Origin of the sequence: Staphylococcus equorum (assembly GCF_029024965.1) — a bacterium.
GTDB lineage: Bacteria > Bacillota > Bacilli > Staphylococcales > Staphylococcaceae > Staphylococcus > Staphylococcus equorum.
This window is the reverse complement of sequence record NZ_CP118982.1, coordinates 1033309-1048133: the sequence shown is the minus strand read 5'-3', so window position 1 is coordinate 1048133 and position 14825 is coordinate 1033309. Positions and strand designations below refer to the sequence as shown.

The 14825-nt window shown below is 40.5% G+C and carries 6 protein-coding genes, 28 tRNA genes and 3 rRNA genes; 2 read left to right on the top strand and 35 right to left on the bottom strand.

The window, feature by feature from the left end:
- Positions 1-107 precede the first annotated feature (107 nt).
- The 34 genes from PYW44_RS05100 to PYW44_RS04935 all read right to left on the bottom strand — a co-directional run bounded on the left by PYW44_RS05100 (position 108) and on the right by PYW44_RS04935 (position 10335).
- Positions 108-193, bottom strand: a tRNA-Leu gene (locus tag PYW44_RS05100).
- Between the two features lie 41 nt (positions 194-234).
- Positions 235-309 (bottom strand) — tRNA-Gly (locus tag PYW44_RS05095).
- Between the two features lie 19 nt (positions 310-328).
- Positions 329-403 (bottom strand) — tRNA-Gly (locus tag PYW44_RS05090).
- An 18-nt stretch (positions 404-421) separates the two neighbouring features.
- Positions 422-496 (bottom strand) — tRNA-Gly (locus tag PYW44_RS05085).
- A 7-nt stretch (positions 497-503) separates the two neighbouring features.
- Positions 504-577: transfer RNA gene (locus tag PYW44_RS05080), tRNA-Cys, on the bottom strand.
- 8 nt (positions 578-585) lie between these two features.
- Positions 586-657 (bottom strand) — tRNA-Gln (locus PYW44_RS05075).
- Positions 658-668: 11 nt separating this feature from the next.
- Positions 669-741, bottom strand: a tRNA-His gene (locus PYW44_RS05070).
- A 2-nt stretch (positions 742-743) separates the two neighbouring features.
- Positions 744-817: transfer RNA gene (locus PYW44_RS05065), tRNA-Trp, on the bottom strand.
- Between the two features lie 17 nt (positions 818-834).
- Positions 835-918: transfer RNA gene (locus PYW44_RS05060), tRNA-Tyr, on the bottom strand.
- A 7-nt stretch (positions 919-925) separates the two neighbouring features.
- A tRNA-Thr gene (locus tag PYW44_RS05055) sits at positions 926-1001 on the bottom strand.
- Between the two features lie 11 nt (positions 1002-1012).
- A tRNA-Phe gene (locus PYW44_RS05050) sits at positions 1013-1085 on the bottom strand.
- 10 nt (positions 1086-1095) lie between these two features.
- A tRNA-Asp gene (locus tag PYW44_RS05045) sits at positions 1096-1171 on the bottom strand.
- Between the two features lie 12 nt (positions 1172-1183).
- A tRNA-Met gene (locus PYW44_RS05040) sits at positions 1184-1255 on the bottom strand.
- A 13-nt stretch (positions 1256-1268) separates the two neighbouring features.
- Positions 1269-1361: transfer RNA gene (locus PYW44_RS05035), tRNA-Ser, on the bottom strand.
- Between the two features lie 42 nt (positions 1362-1403).
- A tRNA-Ser gene (locus PYW44_RS05030) sits at positions 1404-1496 on the bottom strand.
- Positions 1497-1508: 12 nt separating this feature from the next.
- A tRNA-Ile gene (locus PYW44_RS05025) sits at positions 1509-1582 on the bottom strand.
- A gap of 27 nt (positions 1583-1609) precedes the next feature.
- Positions 1610-1683, bottom strand: a tRNA-Met gene (locus PYW44_RS05020).
- A gap of 28 nt (positions 1684-1711) precedes the next feature.
- Positions 1712-1787: transfer RNA gene (locus PYW44_RS05015), tRNA-Ala, on the bottom strand.
- 17 nt (positions 1788-1804) lie between these two features.
- Positions 1805-1878 (bottom strand) — tRNA-Pro (locus PYW44_RS05010).
- A gap of 8 nt (positions 1879-1886) precedes the next feature.
- Positions 1887-1960 (bottom strand) — tRNA-Arg (locus PYW44_RS05005).
- A 23-nt stretch (positions 1961-1983) separates the two neighbouring features.
- A tRNA-Leu gene (locus PYW44_RS05000) sits at positions 1984-2069 on the bottom strand.
- Between the two features lie 7 nt (positions 2070-2076).
- Positions 2077-2151 (bottom strand) — tRNA-Gly (locus PYW44_RS04995).
- Positions 2152-2154: 3 nt separating this feature from the next.
- Positions 2155-2236, bottom strand: a tRNA-Leu gene (locus tag PYW44_RS04990).
- A gap of 13 nt (positions 2237-2249) precedes the next feature.
- Positions 2250-2325: transfer RNA gene (locus PYW44_RS04985), tRNA-Lys, on the bottom strand.
- Positions 2326-2331: 6 nt separating this feature from the next.
- Positions 2332-2407: transfer RNA gene (locus PYW44_RS04980), tRNA-Thr, on the bottom strand.
- Between the two features lie 13 nt (positions 2408-2420).
- Positions 2421-2496 (bottom strand) — tRNA-Val (locus PYW44_RS04975).
- A 10-nt stretch (positions 2497-2506) separates the two neighbouring features.
- Positions 2507-2621: ribosomal RNA gene (gene rrf, locus PYW44_RS04970) — 5S ribosomal RNA — on the bottom strand.
- Between the two features lie 81 nt (positions 2622-2702).
- A 23S ribosomal RNA gene (locus PYW44_RS04965) occupies positions 2703-5626 on the bottom strand.
- Positions 5627-5822: 196 nt separating this feature from the next.
- Positions 5823-5898 (bottom strand) — tRNA-Ala (locus PYW44_RS04960).
- A 22-nt stretch (positions 5899-5920) separates the two neighbouring features.
- Positions 5921-5997: transfer RNA gene (locus tag PYW44_RS04955), tRNA-Ile, on the bottom strand.
- 104 nt (positions 5998-6101) lie between these two features.
- Positions 6102-7654, bottom strand: a 16S ribosomal RNA gene (locus tag PYW44_RS04950).
- Together the 16S, 23S and 5S rRNA genes with 28 tRNA genes alongside form the textbook arrangement of a ribosomal RNA operon.
- 714 nt (positions 7655-8368) lie before the next feature.
- Positions 8369-8827, bottom strand: a complete 459-nt coding sequence (gene perR / locus PYW44_RS04945) for a peroxide-responsive transcriptional repressor PerR (RefSeq protein WP_002512518.1) — start codon at positions 8825-8827, stop codon at positions 8369-8371.
- Positions 8828-8922: 95 nt separating this feature from the next.
- Positions 8923-9873: a phosphoglycerate dehydrogenase gene (locus tag PYW44_RS04940; RefSeq protein WP_002507227.1), complete on the bottom strand. Its 951-nt coding sequence runs from the start codon at positions 9871-9873 to the stop codon at positions 8923-8925.
- A gap of 6 nt (positions 9874-9879) precedes the next feature.
- Positions 9880-10335 carry a peroxiredoxin gene (locus PYW44_RS04935; protein WP_002507226.1) on the bottom strand — a complete coding sequence of 152 codons (456 nt, stop codon included), beginning with the start codon at positions 10333-10335 and terminating at the stop codon, positions 9880-9882.
- Between the two features lie 82 nt (positions 10336-10417).
- Here PYW44_RS04935 and PYW44_RS04930 point away from each other — a divergent pair, with 82 nt between their 5' ends.
- Both PYW44_RS04930 and PYW44_RS04925 read left to right on the top strand, forming a co-directional pair.
- Positions 10418-11707, top strand: coding sequence for a glutamate-1-semialdehyde 2,1-aminomutase (locus tag PYW44_RS04930; protein WP_002507225.1), 1290 nt, complete (start codon positions 10418-10420; stop codon positions 11705-11707).
- 75 nt (positions 11708-11782) lie between these two features.
- The gene (locus tag PYW44_RS04925) at positions 11783-12877 is read left to right on the top strand and encodes an FUSC family protein (RefSeq protein WP_002512520.1); all 1095 of its coding nucleotides are present in this window, start codon (positions 11783-11785) and stop codon (positions 12875-12877) included.
- 115 nt (positions 12878-12992) lie between these two features.
- On the opposite strand, the gene PYW44_RS04920 is transcribed toward PYW44_RS04925, so the two are convergent.
- Entirely contained in the window at positions 12993-14729 is a 1737-nt protein-coding gene (locus PYW44_RS04920; RefSeq protein ID WP_002507223.1) for an ABC transporter ATP-binding protein, read from the bottom strand.
- Between the last annotated feature and the right edge of the window lie 96 nt (positions 14730-14825).

Here is a 14825-nt window from a genome sequence, read left to right as displayed (position 1 = left end):
CAATTGAGTAAATAATTAAAGGCATTAGCATTTAACAAACTTTAAACATAAAAAAGCAACCCCATCTTATGAGATTGCTTAACATGTACATCTAAGTACGTTATATATACCGGCGGTCGGGATCGAACCGACACTCCAAATCAATGGAACGGGATTTTGAGTCCCGCGCGTCTGCCAATTCCGCCACGCCGGCCCAATTAAATAAATAAAAAACTCCCTATGTGGAAGTATCAATGGAGCGGAAGATAGGACTTACACCTATACCTCATTCCGGGAAGGAACGTGTTCTAAAAGTTGAACTACTCCCGCATGAAAATAATATTAAATTTGGAGCGGAAGATAGGACTTACACCTATACCTCGTTCCGGGAAGGAACGTGTTCTAAAAGTTGAACTACTCCCGCATGGGATATAATTAAATTTGGAGCGGAAGATAGGACTTACACCTATACCTCGTTCCGGGAAGGAACGTGTTCTAAGAATTGAACTACTCCCGCATATTGATGGAGGCGGCAACCGGATTTGAACCGGTGATAGAGGTTTTGCAGACCTCTGCCTTACCACTTGGCTATGCCGCCAATAAAAACTGGGCTAGCTGGATTCGAACCAACGAGTGACGGAGTCAAAGTCCGTTGCCTTACCGCTTGGCTATAGCCCAAAAATACAAAGGGCGGATGGTGGGGATCGAACCCACGAGTGTCGGAACCACAATCCGATGTGTTAACCACTTCACCACAACCGCCATGGCAGGGGCAGTAGGAATCGAACCCACATCAAAGGTTTTGGAGACCTGTATTCTACCGTTGAAATATGCCCCTATTAAATTAAAGTTATATGGTGGAGGGGGGCAGATTCGAACTGCCGAACCCGAAGGAGCGGATTTACAGTCCGCCGCGTTTAGCCACTTCGCTACCCCTCCAAAAAGATGGTGCCGGCCAGAGGACTTGAACCCCCAACCTACTGATTACAAGTCAGTTGCTCTACCAGTTGAGCTAGGCCGGCTTGCATTAAAATGATTCAGGACAGAGTCGAACTGCCGACACATGGAGCTTCAATCCATTGCTCTACCAACTGAGCTACTGAACCATAACAATAATGGCGGTCCCGATGGGATTCGAACCCACGATCTCCTGCGTGACAGGCAGGCGTGTTAACCGCTACACTACGGGACCTAAAATATAAAATTGCGGGAGGCGGATTTGAACCACCGACCTTCGGGTTATGAGCCCGACGAGCTACCGCTGCTCCATCCCGCGGTAATAATATTAATGGCGGAGGAAGAGGGATTCGAACCCCCGCGGGCCGTTAAGCCCCTGTCGGTTTTCAAGACCGATCCCTTCAGCCGGGCTTGGGTATTCCTCCAAAAATATTAGGTAAATAAATTATATTCAATTATTATAAAAATGGCGGAGGAAGAGGGATTCGAACCCCCGCGAGCCGTTAAGCTCCTGTCGGTTTTCAAGACCGATCCCTTCAGCCGAACTTGGGTATTCCTCCAAAAAAATTATATGGACCTTGCAGGATTCGAACCTGCGACCGAACGGTTATGAGCCGTTAGCTCTAACCAACTGAGCTAAAGGTCCTAAATATAATTTACAACTAATAATTAGTGGCGGTGGAGGGGATCGAACCCCCGACCTCACGGGTATGAACCGTACGCTCTAGCCAGCTGAGCTACGCCGCCGTTGTAATTTAGATTGCATTTAAATATATGGTGGAGACTAGCGGGATCGAACCGCTGACCTCCTGCGTGCAAAGCAGGCGCTCTCCCATCTGAGCTAAGCCCCCATATTATTTTAAGGATATCGGGAAGACAGGATTCGAACCTGCGACCCCTTGGTCCCAAACCAAGTGCTCTACCAAGCTGAGCTACTTCCCGTAAAATAGTGCGCCCGACAGGGGTCGAACCTGTAACCTCTTGATTCGTAGTCAAGTACTCTATCCAGTTGAGCTACGGGCGCATAATTCTATTTTTATGGGATAATGCCGAGAACCGGAATCGAACCGGTACGGTGATCTCTCACCGCAGGATTTTAAGTCCTGTGCGTCTGCCAGTTCCGCCACCCCGGCAAAATAATGGAGCAGAAGACGGGATTCGAACCCGCGACCCCGACCTTGGCAAGGTCGTATTCTACCGCTGAACTACTTCTGCATATGCGGGTGAAGGGAGTCGAACCCCCACGCCGTGAGGCGCTAGATCCTAAGTCTAGTGCGTCTGCCAGTTCCGCCACACCCGCGATATTAAAATAATGGTGAGCCATAGTGGGCTCGAACCACTGACCCTCTGATTAAAAGTCAGATGCTCTACCAACTGAGCTAATGGCTCAAAACATGGTGCCGGCCAGAGGACTTGAACCCCCAACCTACTGATTACAAGTCAGTTGCTCTACCAGTTGAGCTAGGCCGGCTATTAAAAATAAATGGTGGAGGATGACGGGTTCGAACCGCCGACCCTCTGCTTGTAAGGCAGATGCTCTCCCAGCTGAGCTAATCCTCCGTATAAAATTGCCTGGCAACGTCCTACTCTTGCGGAACGTAAGTCCGACTACCATCGGCGCTAAGGAGCTTAACTACTGTGTTCGGCATGGGAACAGGTGTGACCTCCTTGCCATTGTCACCAGACAATGAAATATATAAAAAATTATACATTCAAAACTAGATAGTAAGTAAAATTTGATAATGCCAAACAAAACACTTTTAAATTTGATTAAGTCTTCGATCGATTAGTATTCGTCAGCTCCACATATCGCTATGCTTCCACCTCGAACCTATTAACCTCATCATCTTTGAGGGATCTTATAACCGAAGTTGGGAAATCTCATCTTGAGGGGGGCTTCATGCTTAGATGCTTTCAGCACTTATCCCGTCCATACATAGCTACCCAGCGATGCCGTTGGCACGACAACTGGTACACCAGAGGTATGTCCATCCCGGTCCTCTCGTACTAAGGACAGCTCCTCTCAAATTTCCTGCGCCCACGACGGATAGGGACCGAACTGTCTCACGACGTTCTGAACCCAGCTCGCGTACCGCTTTAATGGGCGAACAGCCCAACCCTTGGGACCGACTACAGCCCCAGGATGCGATGAGCCGACATCGAGGTGCCAAACCTCCCCGTCGATGTGAACTCTTGGGGGAGATAAGCCTGTTATCCCCGGGGTAGCTTTTATCCGTTGAGCGATGGCCCTTCCATGCGGAACCACCGGATCACTAAGTCCGTCTTTCGACCCTGCTCGACTTGTAAGTCTCGCAGTCAAGCTTCCTTATGCCTTTACACTCTATGAATGATTTCCAACCATTCTGAGGAAACCTTTGAGCGCCTCCGTTACTCTTTAGGAGGCGACCGCCCCAGTCAAACTGTCCATCTGACACTGTCTCCCACCATGATAAATGGTGCGGGTTAGAAATCCAACACAGCAAGGGTAGTATCCCACCAACGCCTCGACGTAAGCTGGCGCTCACGTTTCAAAGGCTCCTACCTATCCTGTACAAGTTGTACCGAATTTCAATATCAGACTACAGTAAAGCTCCACGGGGTCTTTCCGTCCTGTCGCGGGTAACCTGCATCTTCACAGGTACTATGATTTCACCGAGTCTCTCGTTGAGACAGTGCCCAAATCGTTACGCCTTTCGTGCGGGTCGGAACTTACCCGACAAGGAATTTCGCTACCTTAGGACCGTTATAGTTACGGCCGCCGTTTACTGGGGCTTCGATTCGTAGCTTCGCCGAAGCTAACCACTCCTCTTAACCTTCCAGCACCGGGCAGGCGTCAGCCCCTATACATCACCTTACGGTTTAGCAGAGACCTGTGTTTTTGATAAACAGTCGCTTGGGCCTATTCACTGCGGCTCTCCTGGGCGTTAACCCTAAAGAGCACCCCTTCTCCCGAAGTTACGGGGTCATTTTGCCGAGTTCCTTAACGAGAGTTCGCTCGCTCACCTTAGAATTCTCATCTTGACTACCTGTGTCGGTTTGCGGTACGGGCACCAAAATTCTAGCTAGAGGCTTTTCTTGGCAGTGTGAAATCAACGACTCGAGGAAACAATTTCCTCTCCCCATCACAACTTGACCTTAAGAGTGCCGGATTTGCCTAACACTCAGTCTCATTGCTTGGACGTACAATCCAATAGTACGCTTCGCCTATCCTACTGCGTCCCCCCATCGCTTAAAACGAAATTTGGTGGTACAGGAATATCAACCTGTTATCCATCGCCTACGCCTATCGGCCTCAGCTTAGGACCCGACTAACCCAGAGCGGACGAGCCTTCCTCTGGAAACCTTAGTCAATCGGTGGACGGGATTCTCACCCGTCTTTCGCTACTCACACCGGCATTCTCACTTCTAAGCGCTCCACATGTCCTTGCGATCATGCTTCAACGCCCTTAGAACGCTCTCCTACCACTGTCCTTACGGACAATCCACAGCTTCGGTAATATGTTTAGCCCCGGTACATTTTCGGCGCAGTGTCACTCGACTAGTGAGCTATTACGCACTCTTTAAATGATGGCTGCTTCTAAGCCAACATACTAGTTGTCTGGGCAACGCCACATCCTTTTCCACTTAACATATATTTTGGGACCTTAGCTGGTGGTCTGGGCTGTTTCCCTTTCGAACACGGACCTTATCACCCGCGTTCTAACTCCTAAGATAAAATTGATTGGCATTCGGAGTTTGTCTGAATTCGGTAACCCGATAAGGGCCCCTCGTCCAAACAGTGCTCTACCTCCAATAATCATTACTTAAGGCTAGCCCTAAAGCTATTTCGGAGAGAACCAGCTATCTCCAGGTTCGATTGGAATTTCTCCGCTACCCACAACTCATCCGCTCACTTTTCAACGTAAGTCGGTTCGGCCCTCCATTCAGTGTTACCTGAACTTCAGCCTGGTCATGGGTAGATCACCTGGTTTCGGGTCTACGACCAAATACTCAACGCCCTATTCAGACTCGCTTTCGCTACGGCTCCACATTAACTGCTTAACCTTGCATCAAATCGTAACTCGCCGGTTCATTCTACAAAAGGCACGCCATCACCCATTAACGGGCTCTGACTACTTGTAAGCACACGGTTTCAAGTTCTATTTCACTCCCCTTCCGGGGTACTTTTCACCTTTCCCTCACGGTACTGGTTCACTATCGGTCACTAGAGAGTATTTAGCCTTGGGAGATGGTCCTCCCGGATTCCGACGGAATTTCTCGTGTTCCGTCGTACTCAGGATCCACTCAAGAGTGAACAAACTTTCGACTACAGGATTATTACCTTCTTTGATTCATCTTTCCAGATGATTCGTCTAATTTGTTCTTTTGTAACTCCGTATAGAGTGTCCTACAACCCCAACAAGCAAGCTCGTTGGTTTGGGCTCTTCCCGTTTCGCTCGCCGCTACTCAGGGAATCGATTTTTCTTTCTCTTCCTGCGGGTACTAAGATGTTTCAGTTCCCCGCGTCTGCCTTCAGATATGCTATGTATTCACATATCGATAACACGACATAACTCGTGTTGGGTTTCCCCATTCGGAAATCTCTGGATCAAAGCTTACTTACAGCTCCCCAAAGCATATCGTCGTTAGTAACGTCCTTCGTAGGCTTCTAGTGCCAAGGCATCCACCGTGCGCCCTTAATAACTTAATCTTTTCGACCTTCAACACGATAAAATCGGTTGAAAACCTAAAATGTTATTAATCTGTGAGTGTTCTTTCGAACACTAGCGATTATTTCTATTTTTTGAATTCAAGCTTTTTAAAACTCTAATTCACTCGGTTTTGCTTGGTAAAATCATAAATTTTACTTACATATCTAGTTTTCAATGTACAAATTAAATTCTTTATGGTGGAGACTAGCGGGATCGAACCGCTGACCTCCTGCGTGCAAAGCAGGCGCTCTCCCATCTGAGCTAAGCCCCCATAGTGCTTATAAAATTCTAAATGGTGGGCCTAAGTGGACTCGAACCACCGACCTCACGCTTATCAGGCGTGCGCTCTAACCAGCTGAGCTATAGGCCCATTTCGATGTTGAATACTCGTAATGAGCATTCAAAACTGAATGCAATATGTCAATGTCATTCCTCTTCATCTTCTCAAGGAAGATGTTCCGAATATATCCTTAGAAAGGAGGTGATCCAGCCGCACCTTCCGATACGGCTACCTTGTTACGACTTCACCCCAATCATTTGTCCCACCTTCGACGGCTAGCTCCATAAATGGTTACTCCACCGGCTTCGGGTGTTACAAACTCTCGTGGTGTGACGGGCGGTGTGTACAAGACCCGGGAACGTATTCACCGTAGCATGCTGATCTACGATTACTAGCGATTCCAGCTTCATGTAGTCGAGTTGCAGACTACAATCCGAACTGAGAACAACTTTATGGGATTTGCATGACCTCGCGGTTTAGCTGCCCTTTGTATTGTCCATTGTAGCACGTGTGTAGCCCAAATCATAAGGGGCATGATGATTTGACGTCATCCCCACCTTCCTCCGGTTTGTCACCGGCAGTCAACCTAGAGTGCCCAACTAAATGCTGGCAACTAAGTTTAAGGGTTGCGCTCGTTGCGGGACTTAACCCAACATCTCACGACACGAGCTGACGACAACCATGCACCACCTGTCACTTTGTCCCCCGAAGGGGAAGGCTCTATCTCTAGAGTTTTCAAAGGATGTCAAGATTTGGTAAGGTTCTTCGCGTTGCTTCGAATTAAACCACATGCTCCACCGCTTGTGCGGGTCCCCGTCAATTCCTTTGAGTTTCAACCTTGCGGTCGTACTCCCCAGGCGGAGTGCTTAATGCGTTAGCTGCAGCACTAAGGGGCGGAAACCCCCTAACACTTAGCACTCATCGTTTACGGCGTGGACTACCAGGGTATCTAATCCTGTTTGATCCCCACGCTTTCGCACATCAGCGTCAGTTACAGACCAGAAAGTCGCCTTCGCCACTGGTGTTCCTCCATATCTCTGCGCATTTCACCGCTACACATGGAATTCCACTTTCCTCTTCTGTACTCAAGTTTCCCAGTTTCCAATGACCCTCCACGGTTGAGCCGTGGGCTTTCACATCAGACTTAAGAAACCGCCTACGCGCGCTTTACGCCCAATAATTCCGGATAACGCTTGCCACCTACGTATTACCGCGGCTGCTGGCACGTAGTTAGCCGTGGCTTTCTGATTAGGTACCGTCAAGATGTGCACAGTTACTTACACATTTGTTCTTCCCTAATAACAGAGTTTTACGATCCGAAAACCTTCATCACTCACGCGGCGTTGCTCCGTCAGACTTTCGTCCATTGCGGAAGATTCCCTACTGCTGCCTCCCGTAGGAGTCTGGACCGTGTCTCAGTTCCAGTGTGGCCGATCACCCTCTCAGGTCGGCTACGTATCGTTGCCTTGGTAAGCCGTTACCTTACCAACTAGCTAATACGGCGCGGGTCCATCTATAAGTGATAGCAAAACCATCTTTTACTTTAGAACCATGCGGTTCCAAATGTTATCCGGCATTAGCTCCGGTTTCCCGAAGTTATTCCAGTCTTATAGGTAGGTTACCCACGTGTTACTCACCCGTCCGCCGCTAACTTCAAAGGAGCAAGCTCCTTATCTGTTCGCTCGACTTGCATGTATTAGGCACGCCGCCAGCGTTCATCCTGAGCCAGGATCAAACTCTCCATAAATGAATTATGATGTTTGATTAGCTCATAAAATACTAATTTGTGTGTTATCTCTAACACGTTTGAACCAACAATTTAATGTTGCGTTCGGAATTAACGTTGACATATTGCAATTCAGTTTTCAATGTTCATTACTGCGTTAATGCGTTACAAGAAATAATTATAACATTAAGTTTTTGTTAAGTCAATAATAAATTTCTTTTTTTATTTATTAAGTTTGTTGCGTTTTTAACTCAACATTTAATATTGTATATCCTTTTAACTGATTTAACAAGTGTCAAATTTACACTTTGTAAAAACTTCGTTGACTCGGTTGTTTTGCTATTGTGTCTTGTTTCGACGACTTTTTTATAATATCAAGTTTATTCACAACCGTCAATAATTTTCAGCAATCTTTTTAGTTAAATTTTACCTTTGTGATGTCTATTTATTGTTTTTATGTATTAAAAGTTTATTTAGTGTAAATATATCGGCATATTTCTTAACTTAATGAAGTTGTTTTACCTTCTGTTATCTATAGAAGGAACTAGAATGCATACCAATAAGAAACGGCACCACTACCGTATGTACTCAACTTTTCTAGTTTAGCATCATTCAACATATTCAATATAAAGAAGTAAGAACAAAGAAAAAGGAAAACTCATTTGTTTTAAAAATGAGTTTTCCCTTTTCTTATATCATTAGTATAACTAGATACTAGATAATGTTTTCTTTCTTCTATTGGCTGTTTCTTTTATCTTGGCAGTCTTTGCATAACCCATATATTTCCATACGGTGATGCGTTACATTAAAGTCTGTTACGTGCTGCGCTAATTGTTCTACTTCATCAAGTTGTGGATAATGGAAATCCACTATTTTTCCACAATTATCACAGATAACGTGATAATGATTATGTGTACTGAAGTCAAAACGGCTTGAAGAATCTCCGTATGGTAATTCTTTTACTATACCAATATCTTTAAAAACACGTAAATTATTATATATTGTAGCAACACTTATATTTGGAAAATCAGGTGAAAGTGCTTGATAAATCTCATCGGCTGTAGGATGTGTCTCTGAAGCAATTAAAAATTTCAATATTGCTTGTCGTTGAGGTGTTATTCTAATACCGTTATTTCTTAAAGACGCAATTGAATGTTCTAGTTGATGTTCAACTGTTTCCATCTCTGCACTCATTTCACTCACCATCTTTCTATTTAAGAATAATTATTACTTAATATAAATATAACTGTTTGATGTGTGAAATGTCAATCTTCATTGCTTAAAAGTCTTTAATAGCCTTGTTTAGGATCCACTTCATTCTCAATTAAAAACCCCTTATTGAGAAAATGGTTGAGATTTTTAATGAATATATCCGTAACCTCACTCATATTTTCTTTGCCGTTACCTGTGATATGGGCAGTAATAGTAATATTATCTAATGAATATAATTCATTACTTGGATTTAAAGGCTCATTTTCGAACACGTCTATATATGCGTGTCTAATTTGTTTTTCTTTTAAAGCTTCAATTAATACACTTTCATCAACAATTGTCCCTCTGCCTACATTTATAAATAATGTTGTTTCATTCATTAATTCGAAATGCGCTTTTGTTATGAGGTGTATAGTCTGCTCAGTTTCAGGTAGCGTGTTAACAATTATGTCCGCTTCGGTTAAAGCATTAGAAAGTTCATTTAATGCGAAGGTTTTACTAAATCCCTCTACTGAATGACCATTTGTATTGATACCAATGACTTTCATATTCATTGCGTTTGCAATATTTGTCGTATATTGAGCGATACTTCCTGTACCTAGAAATAAAATTGTTTCTCCACTCACTCTTGAGCCCGTAAGTTTTGAATCATAATATCTATTTTGTTGATTAATATAGGAAGTCCTCATTTTTTTATAGTCATCTAGTATATAAGCTATAATAAATTCTGACATTTGCTTGGCATGTATACCTTTACCATTAGTAAGTAATATATTATGTTTATCAATATAATCTAAAGGTAAACTATTCACACCTGTTGAATACCATGCCATCCATTTAAGGTTTGGACAATTTTCTAAAAATGATTGATTAAGTTTACCATCATAGCCGAATATTATATCTAAATCTTTCTTATCTTGTTCTTCTATTTCAGAAACACCCTTTGTAAATACAAATTCGACAGCTGGATATGCTTCTATTAATTTAGATTCTAAATCTCCCATTCGTTTCAAACTGACAGCTTTCATCTATGTTCACCCCAAGATTTCTTTTAGTTCATCCATTTGTGTTTTAACTTTAACTTTTTCAATTACATCTATTATAATACCATCTTCATCAATAACAAATGTAGTTCTTACAATCCCCATCGATTCTTTACCAAATGATTTCTTCAATTGATAGACACCCACTTCTTCTGACAGTTCATAATTCTCGTCCACTAATAAATCAAAGTTTAGATCTAGTTTTTGGCTGAAATTTTCGTGTTTCTTTTTACTATCTCCACTAATACCATACACTTTGGCATTTAAATCATTAAAGATTGCTAAATTATCTCTAAAATCACATGCTTCAGTAGTACATGTAGGTGTATTATCTCTTGGATAAAAGTAAAGTACAGCTTTACTTCCTTTTATAGATTCATTAGAAATAAACTCTCCCTTTTGATTTTCTAGTTTAAATGATGGAAATTGATCGCCTTTTCTTAACATTTAACTCACCCTATTCCTTTTTATTCTTAATTTTATGATACGATAATAGACGAAATTATTAAATTAAAAGAGGTTGATATGTATGAAATTTACTGAAAGTGAAAAACTTCAAAAATTATCTAATGAGTATATTCTAGGAGGAGTCAATTCACCCTCTCGCTCATATAAGGCAGTTGGCGGTGGCGCACCAGTTATGATGCGCTCTGGTCAAGGTGCATATTTGTTTGATGTAGATGGAAATAAGTACATTGATTATTTACAAGCTTATGGCCCTATTATTACTGGTCATGCACATCCACATATTACTAAAGCTATTCAAGAACAGGCTGCACAAGGTGTATTATATGGTACGCCTACAGAACTAGAAATTGAATTTGCTAAAAAATTACGTGATGCTATGCCTTCATTAGAAAAGATTAGATTTGTTAATTCAGGTACAGAATCAGTTATGACTACAATCCGTGTCGCCCGTGCTTATACTAAAAGAACTAAAATTATCAAATTTGCTGGTCAGTATCACGGTCACTCTGATTTAGTTTTAGTTGCTGCGGGTAGTGGGCCTTCTCAACTAGGTTCACCTGATTCTGCTGGTGTTCCTGAAAGTGTCGCTCAAGAAGTAATCACAGTTCCTTTCAATGATATTGATGCTTATAAGGAAGCTATTGACTATTGGGGTGAAGATATTGCTGCCGTATTGGTTGAACCTATTGTTGGTAATTTTGGCATGGTTAAACCTAAACCTGGTTTCTTAGAACAAGTAAATGAACTTACTCATAATAATGGAAGCTTAGTTATATATGATGAAGTCATTACAGCATTCCGTTTCCATTACGGTGGCGCACAAGATCTTTATAATGTATATCCTGATTTAACAGCCTTCGGTAAAATTGTTGGTGGCGGTTTACCTATAGGTGGATATGGAGGAAAGCAAGATATTATGGAACAAGTAGCACCTTTAGGTCCAGCATACCAAGCTGGTACCATGGCAGGAAACCCACTATCCATGAAAGCTGGTATTGCACTTCTAGAAGTATTAGAGCAAGATGGCGTTTATGAAAAATTAGATGCATTAGGTAAACGTTTAGAGGATGGTTTGCTTTCATTAATTAAAAAACATAATATTACTGCTACAGTAAATAGAGTGTATGGTGCCCTAACATTATATTTTACAGATGAAACAGTAGAAAATTATACTCAGGCTGAAAATACTGATGGAGACGCATTTGCTAAATTCTTTAAATTAATGCTAAACCAAGGTATTAATCTTGCTCCTTCTAAATTTGAAGCTTGGTTTTTAACTACTGAACATACGGATGAAGACATTGATTCAACATTAAAAGCGGTAGATTATGCATTTAGTCAAATGGTATAAACTTGAATTTTACACCCAATCGTTGTATAACAAGTATAAACATTATTTTATTAAATATATTAAGGAGCGGTACATTTGAAATTAGGAGCCCGTATTCTCAAAACAGGTATCGCAATTATACTTGCTTTGTTTATCGCTTCTCTATTACCTGATGAAGCTGGTTTAAAAGCCATTGCTGCAGTCAGTGCTGTCATTGCAATGCAACCAAGTGTTTTTCGTTCAATAAAAACAATTGGGGAACGAGCAATAGGTAACCTTGTTGGTGCTGTTTTAGCAGTAGTGATGGTTACGATATTTGGTAATAATATTGTAATCATGGGTGTTACAGTAATTTTATTAATTGCAATCCTGTTTCGTTTCAAATTGGAACATGTTGCTACGCTAGCAAGTATAACTGCTTTAATTATTATGGGACAACATACTGGTAACTTTTATGTTTCTGCCTTTTATAGATTTGTACTTGTTATGGTTGGTGTGCTTAGTTCTTCAGCAGTAAACCTTTTATTTCTACCACCTAAATTTGAATCTAAAATTTACTATAATTCATTGAATATCTGTTCTGATATTTTTGTATGGTTTAAATTGGTTTTAAATGACACCTCTGAGTATCATCATATTAAAGAAGATAGAGGGTTAATTGTTACTCGTATTGATAAACTCGAAGAAACTTTAGGTTATTATTCAGAAGAAAAACCATGGACTAAAAAGCAACTGTATGCACAAAATAGGAAAAAAATTCTTTTTAAAGAATTAGTCCGTAGCACTCGGAGAGCGTATGAAGTGTTGAGAAAAATGAATCGTTATCAAAATGACCTTCATAATTTAAATAATGAATTACTTTTGCAGATTAAATTAGAAATCGACACATTGATTGCATATCACGAACAAATCTTCATCAGTCTTTCAAAAAAGGCACGGTATGATGTAGATCAACTTGATAGTCAGATTTCAAATCCACAGAAGAAAGATTTGATGGATGCATTTCAAAAAGAAATCATTCAAAATCCTTATCAATCAATGTACTCATATACTAATATTATGCAAATTATTTCAGCAATTGAAGAATATCGTTATATTTTAGAACATTTAGATAGACTACGTATTAGTTTCTTCACGTACCATCGAAATGATAATGAAATTGATATACTAGAAGAAGACTTCGATTTATAAATAAAATACCCTTTGAGCTTAATTTCCATCTGCTCAGAGGGTATTTTTATCGTTTAACACAAAAGCGCACTCAGTATACATTAAAATACCGAGTGCGCTTTTAAATATTTACTGACTATAAATTTTGAATACTATATAGATGTTCGTATGCACCTTTTTTAGCTAATAATGCTGAATGTGAACCACTTTCAACAATTTCACCATTTTCTACAACAACAATTTTATCAGCATGTGTGATTGTAGATAATCTATGTGCAACAATCAGTGTTGTACGATTTGCACTTAATACACTCAAGGCATCTTGAATAATAGACTCACTTTCTAAATCAAGTGCGCTCGTCGCTTCATCTAAAATAATAATTGGCGGATTATTTAGGAAAATACGGGCAATAGAAACACGTTGTTTTTGTCCACCAGAGAGTTTAACCCCTCTTTCGCCTACTTCTGTATCGTAACCTTGAGATAATTCCATGATAAAATCATGCGCATTGGCCATTTTAGCAGCATTAATAACTTCTTCATCTGAAGCATCTGGTTTACCTAATAATATATTTTCTTTAATTGTATCCGAGAATAATATATTATCTTGTTGAACTAAGCCAATTTGTCTTCTCAAGCTACCTGTTAAATATGACTTGATATTGGTACCATCAATTTTTATTTCGCCTTCGGTAACATCATAGAACCTAGGTATTAAATTGATTAAAGTAGATTTTCCTCCACCACTCATACCAACAAATGCCACAGTTTCACCTTGATTAATTTCTAAATTAATATCTTTAAGGATATTTGCTTCATTTTGATCATATTTAAACTTAACATTAGTTAATTCGATGTGTCCCTGTTTTATTTCTATTGGCAGTGCACCTTTTTTATTTTTAATGTCGTAATCTTCATCTAAAAGTTGGAATACACGGTCCATTGACGCAAAACTTTGTGTCAATGTTGTAAATGAAGAAACTAATCTACGAAGAGGACCAAATAGTTGTTCAAGATAGCCCACGAAAGCAGCTAAAGTACCTACTGTTATTGATCCATTGATTGCTAAGAACCCTCCTGTACCAATAACGATTAAAGGTCCAATGTCTGTAACCGTATTAATTGCTGAGAATGAATAAGCATTCCAACGCGTATGATTAAACGCTCTTTGTAAGAAATTTTGGTTATGTTTATCAAAGTTTCCTGCTTCATTATCTTCAATCGCAAAACTTTTTATAACTGACATCCCTTGTACACGTTCATGTAAGAATCCTTGTACTTCTGCCAATGCTTGTGATCTCTTTCTTGTTAAACTTCTCAAACGACCAAAGAAGAAATACACAGTTAAAATATATACAGGGAATATAATCAGTGCGGCTAAAGTTAACTGGACATCTAAGAAGAACATAATAGTTAATGCAATAATAATAGTTATGCAGTCAAGCCATATATTCATTAAACCAGTTAATATAAAGTCTTTAGTTTGCTCAACATCATTAATAACCCTTGAAATAACTTGACCTGCTTGGTTATTCGCATAAAATCTTGAACTCAAAGCTTGCAAATGATGATAAAGCTTTTTACGTATATCATATAAAATTTTGTTACTTGTCCACTGTGCTAGATATTGTCTTAAAAACTCAATTGGTGGTCTTACTATCACAAAGATAAACGCTGCTATACCCATTGCAACTAATAATTTTGTGATTTTTTCTTCTACTGTTATCGCACCATTATTGATAATATCGTCAATGACATATTTAATTAATAATGGAATCAGCATCGGAATACCAAATTTTAGAATACCTACAAGTATAGTGGCAATGATTCGCCATTTATATGGTCGAACAAATTGTAAATATCTGCGAATCATAAAACGATTCCTCCCCACACTATATTTGCAAATGAAACAGCCTATGTTGATGGTCCAACTAGGCTGCTAATTTATGCACTATCTAAAGTTGTTTGA

Coding starts and splice junctions, on each gene's coding strand:
- PYW44_RS04940 (WP_002507227.1), bottom strand. CDS start 9,873: ATGAAAGCTGTCAGTTTGAAACGAATGGGAGATTTAGAATCTAAATTA.
- PYW44_RS04920 (WP_002507223.1), bottom strand. CDS start 14,729: ATGATTCGCAGATATTTACAATTTGTTCGACCATATAAATGGCGAATC.
- PYW44_RS04930 (WP_002507225.1), top strand. CDS start 10,418: ATGAAATTTACTGAAAGTGAAAAACTTCAAAAATTATCTAATGAGTAT.
- perR (WP_002512518.1), bottom strand. CDS start 8,827: ATGAGTGCAGAGATGGAAACAGTTGAACATCAACTAGAACATTCAATT.
- PYW44_RS04935 (WP_002507226.1), bottom strand. CDS start 10,335: ATGTTAAGAAAAGGCGATCAATTTCCATCATTTAAACTAGAAAATCAA.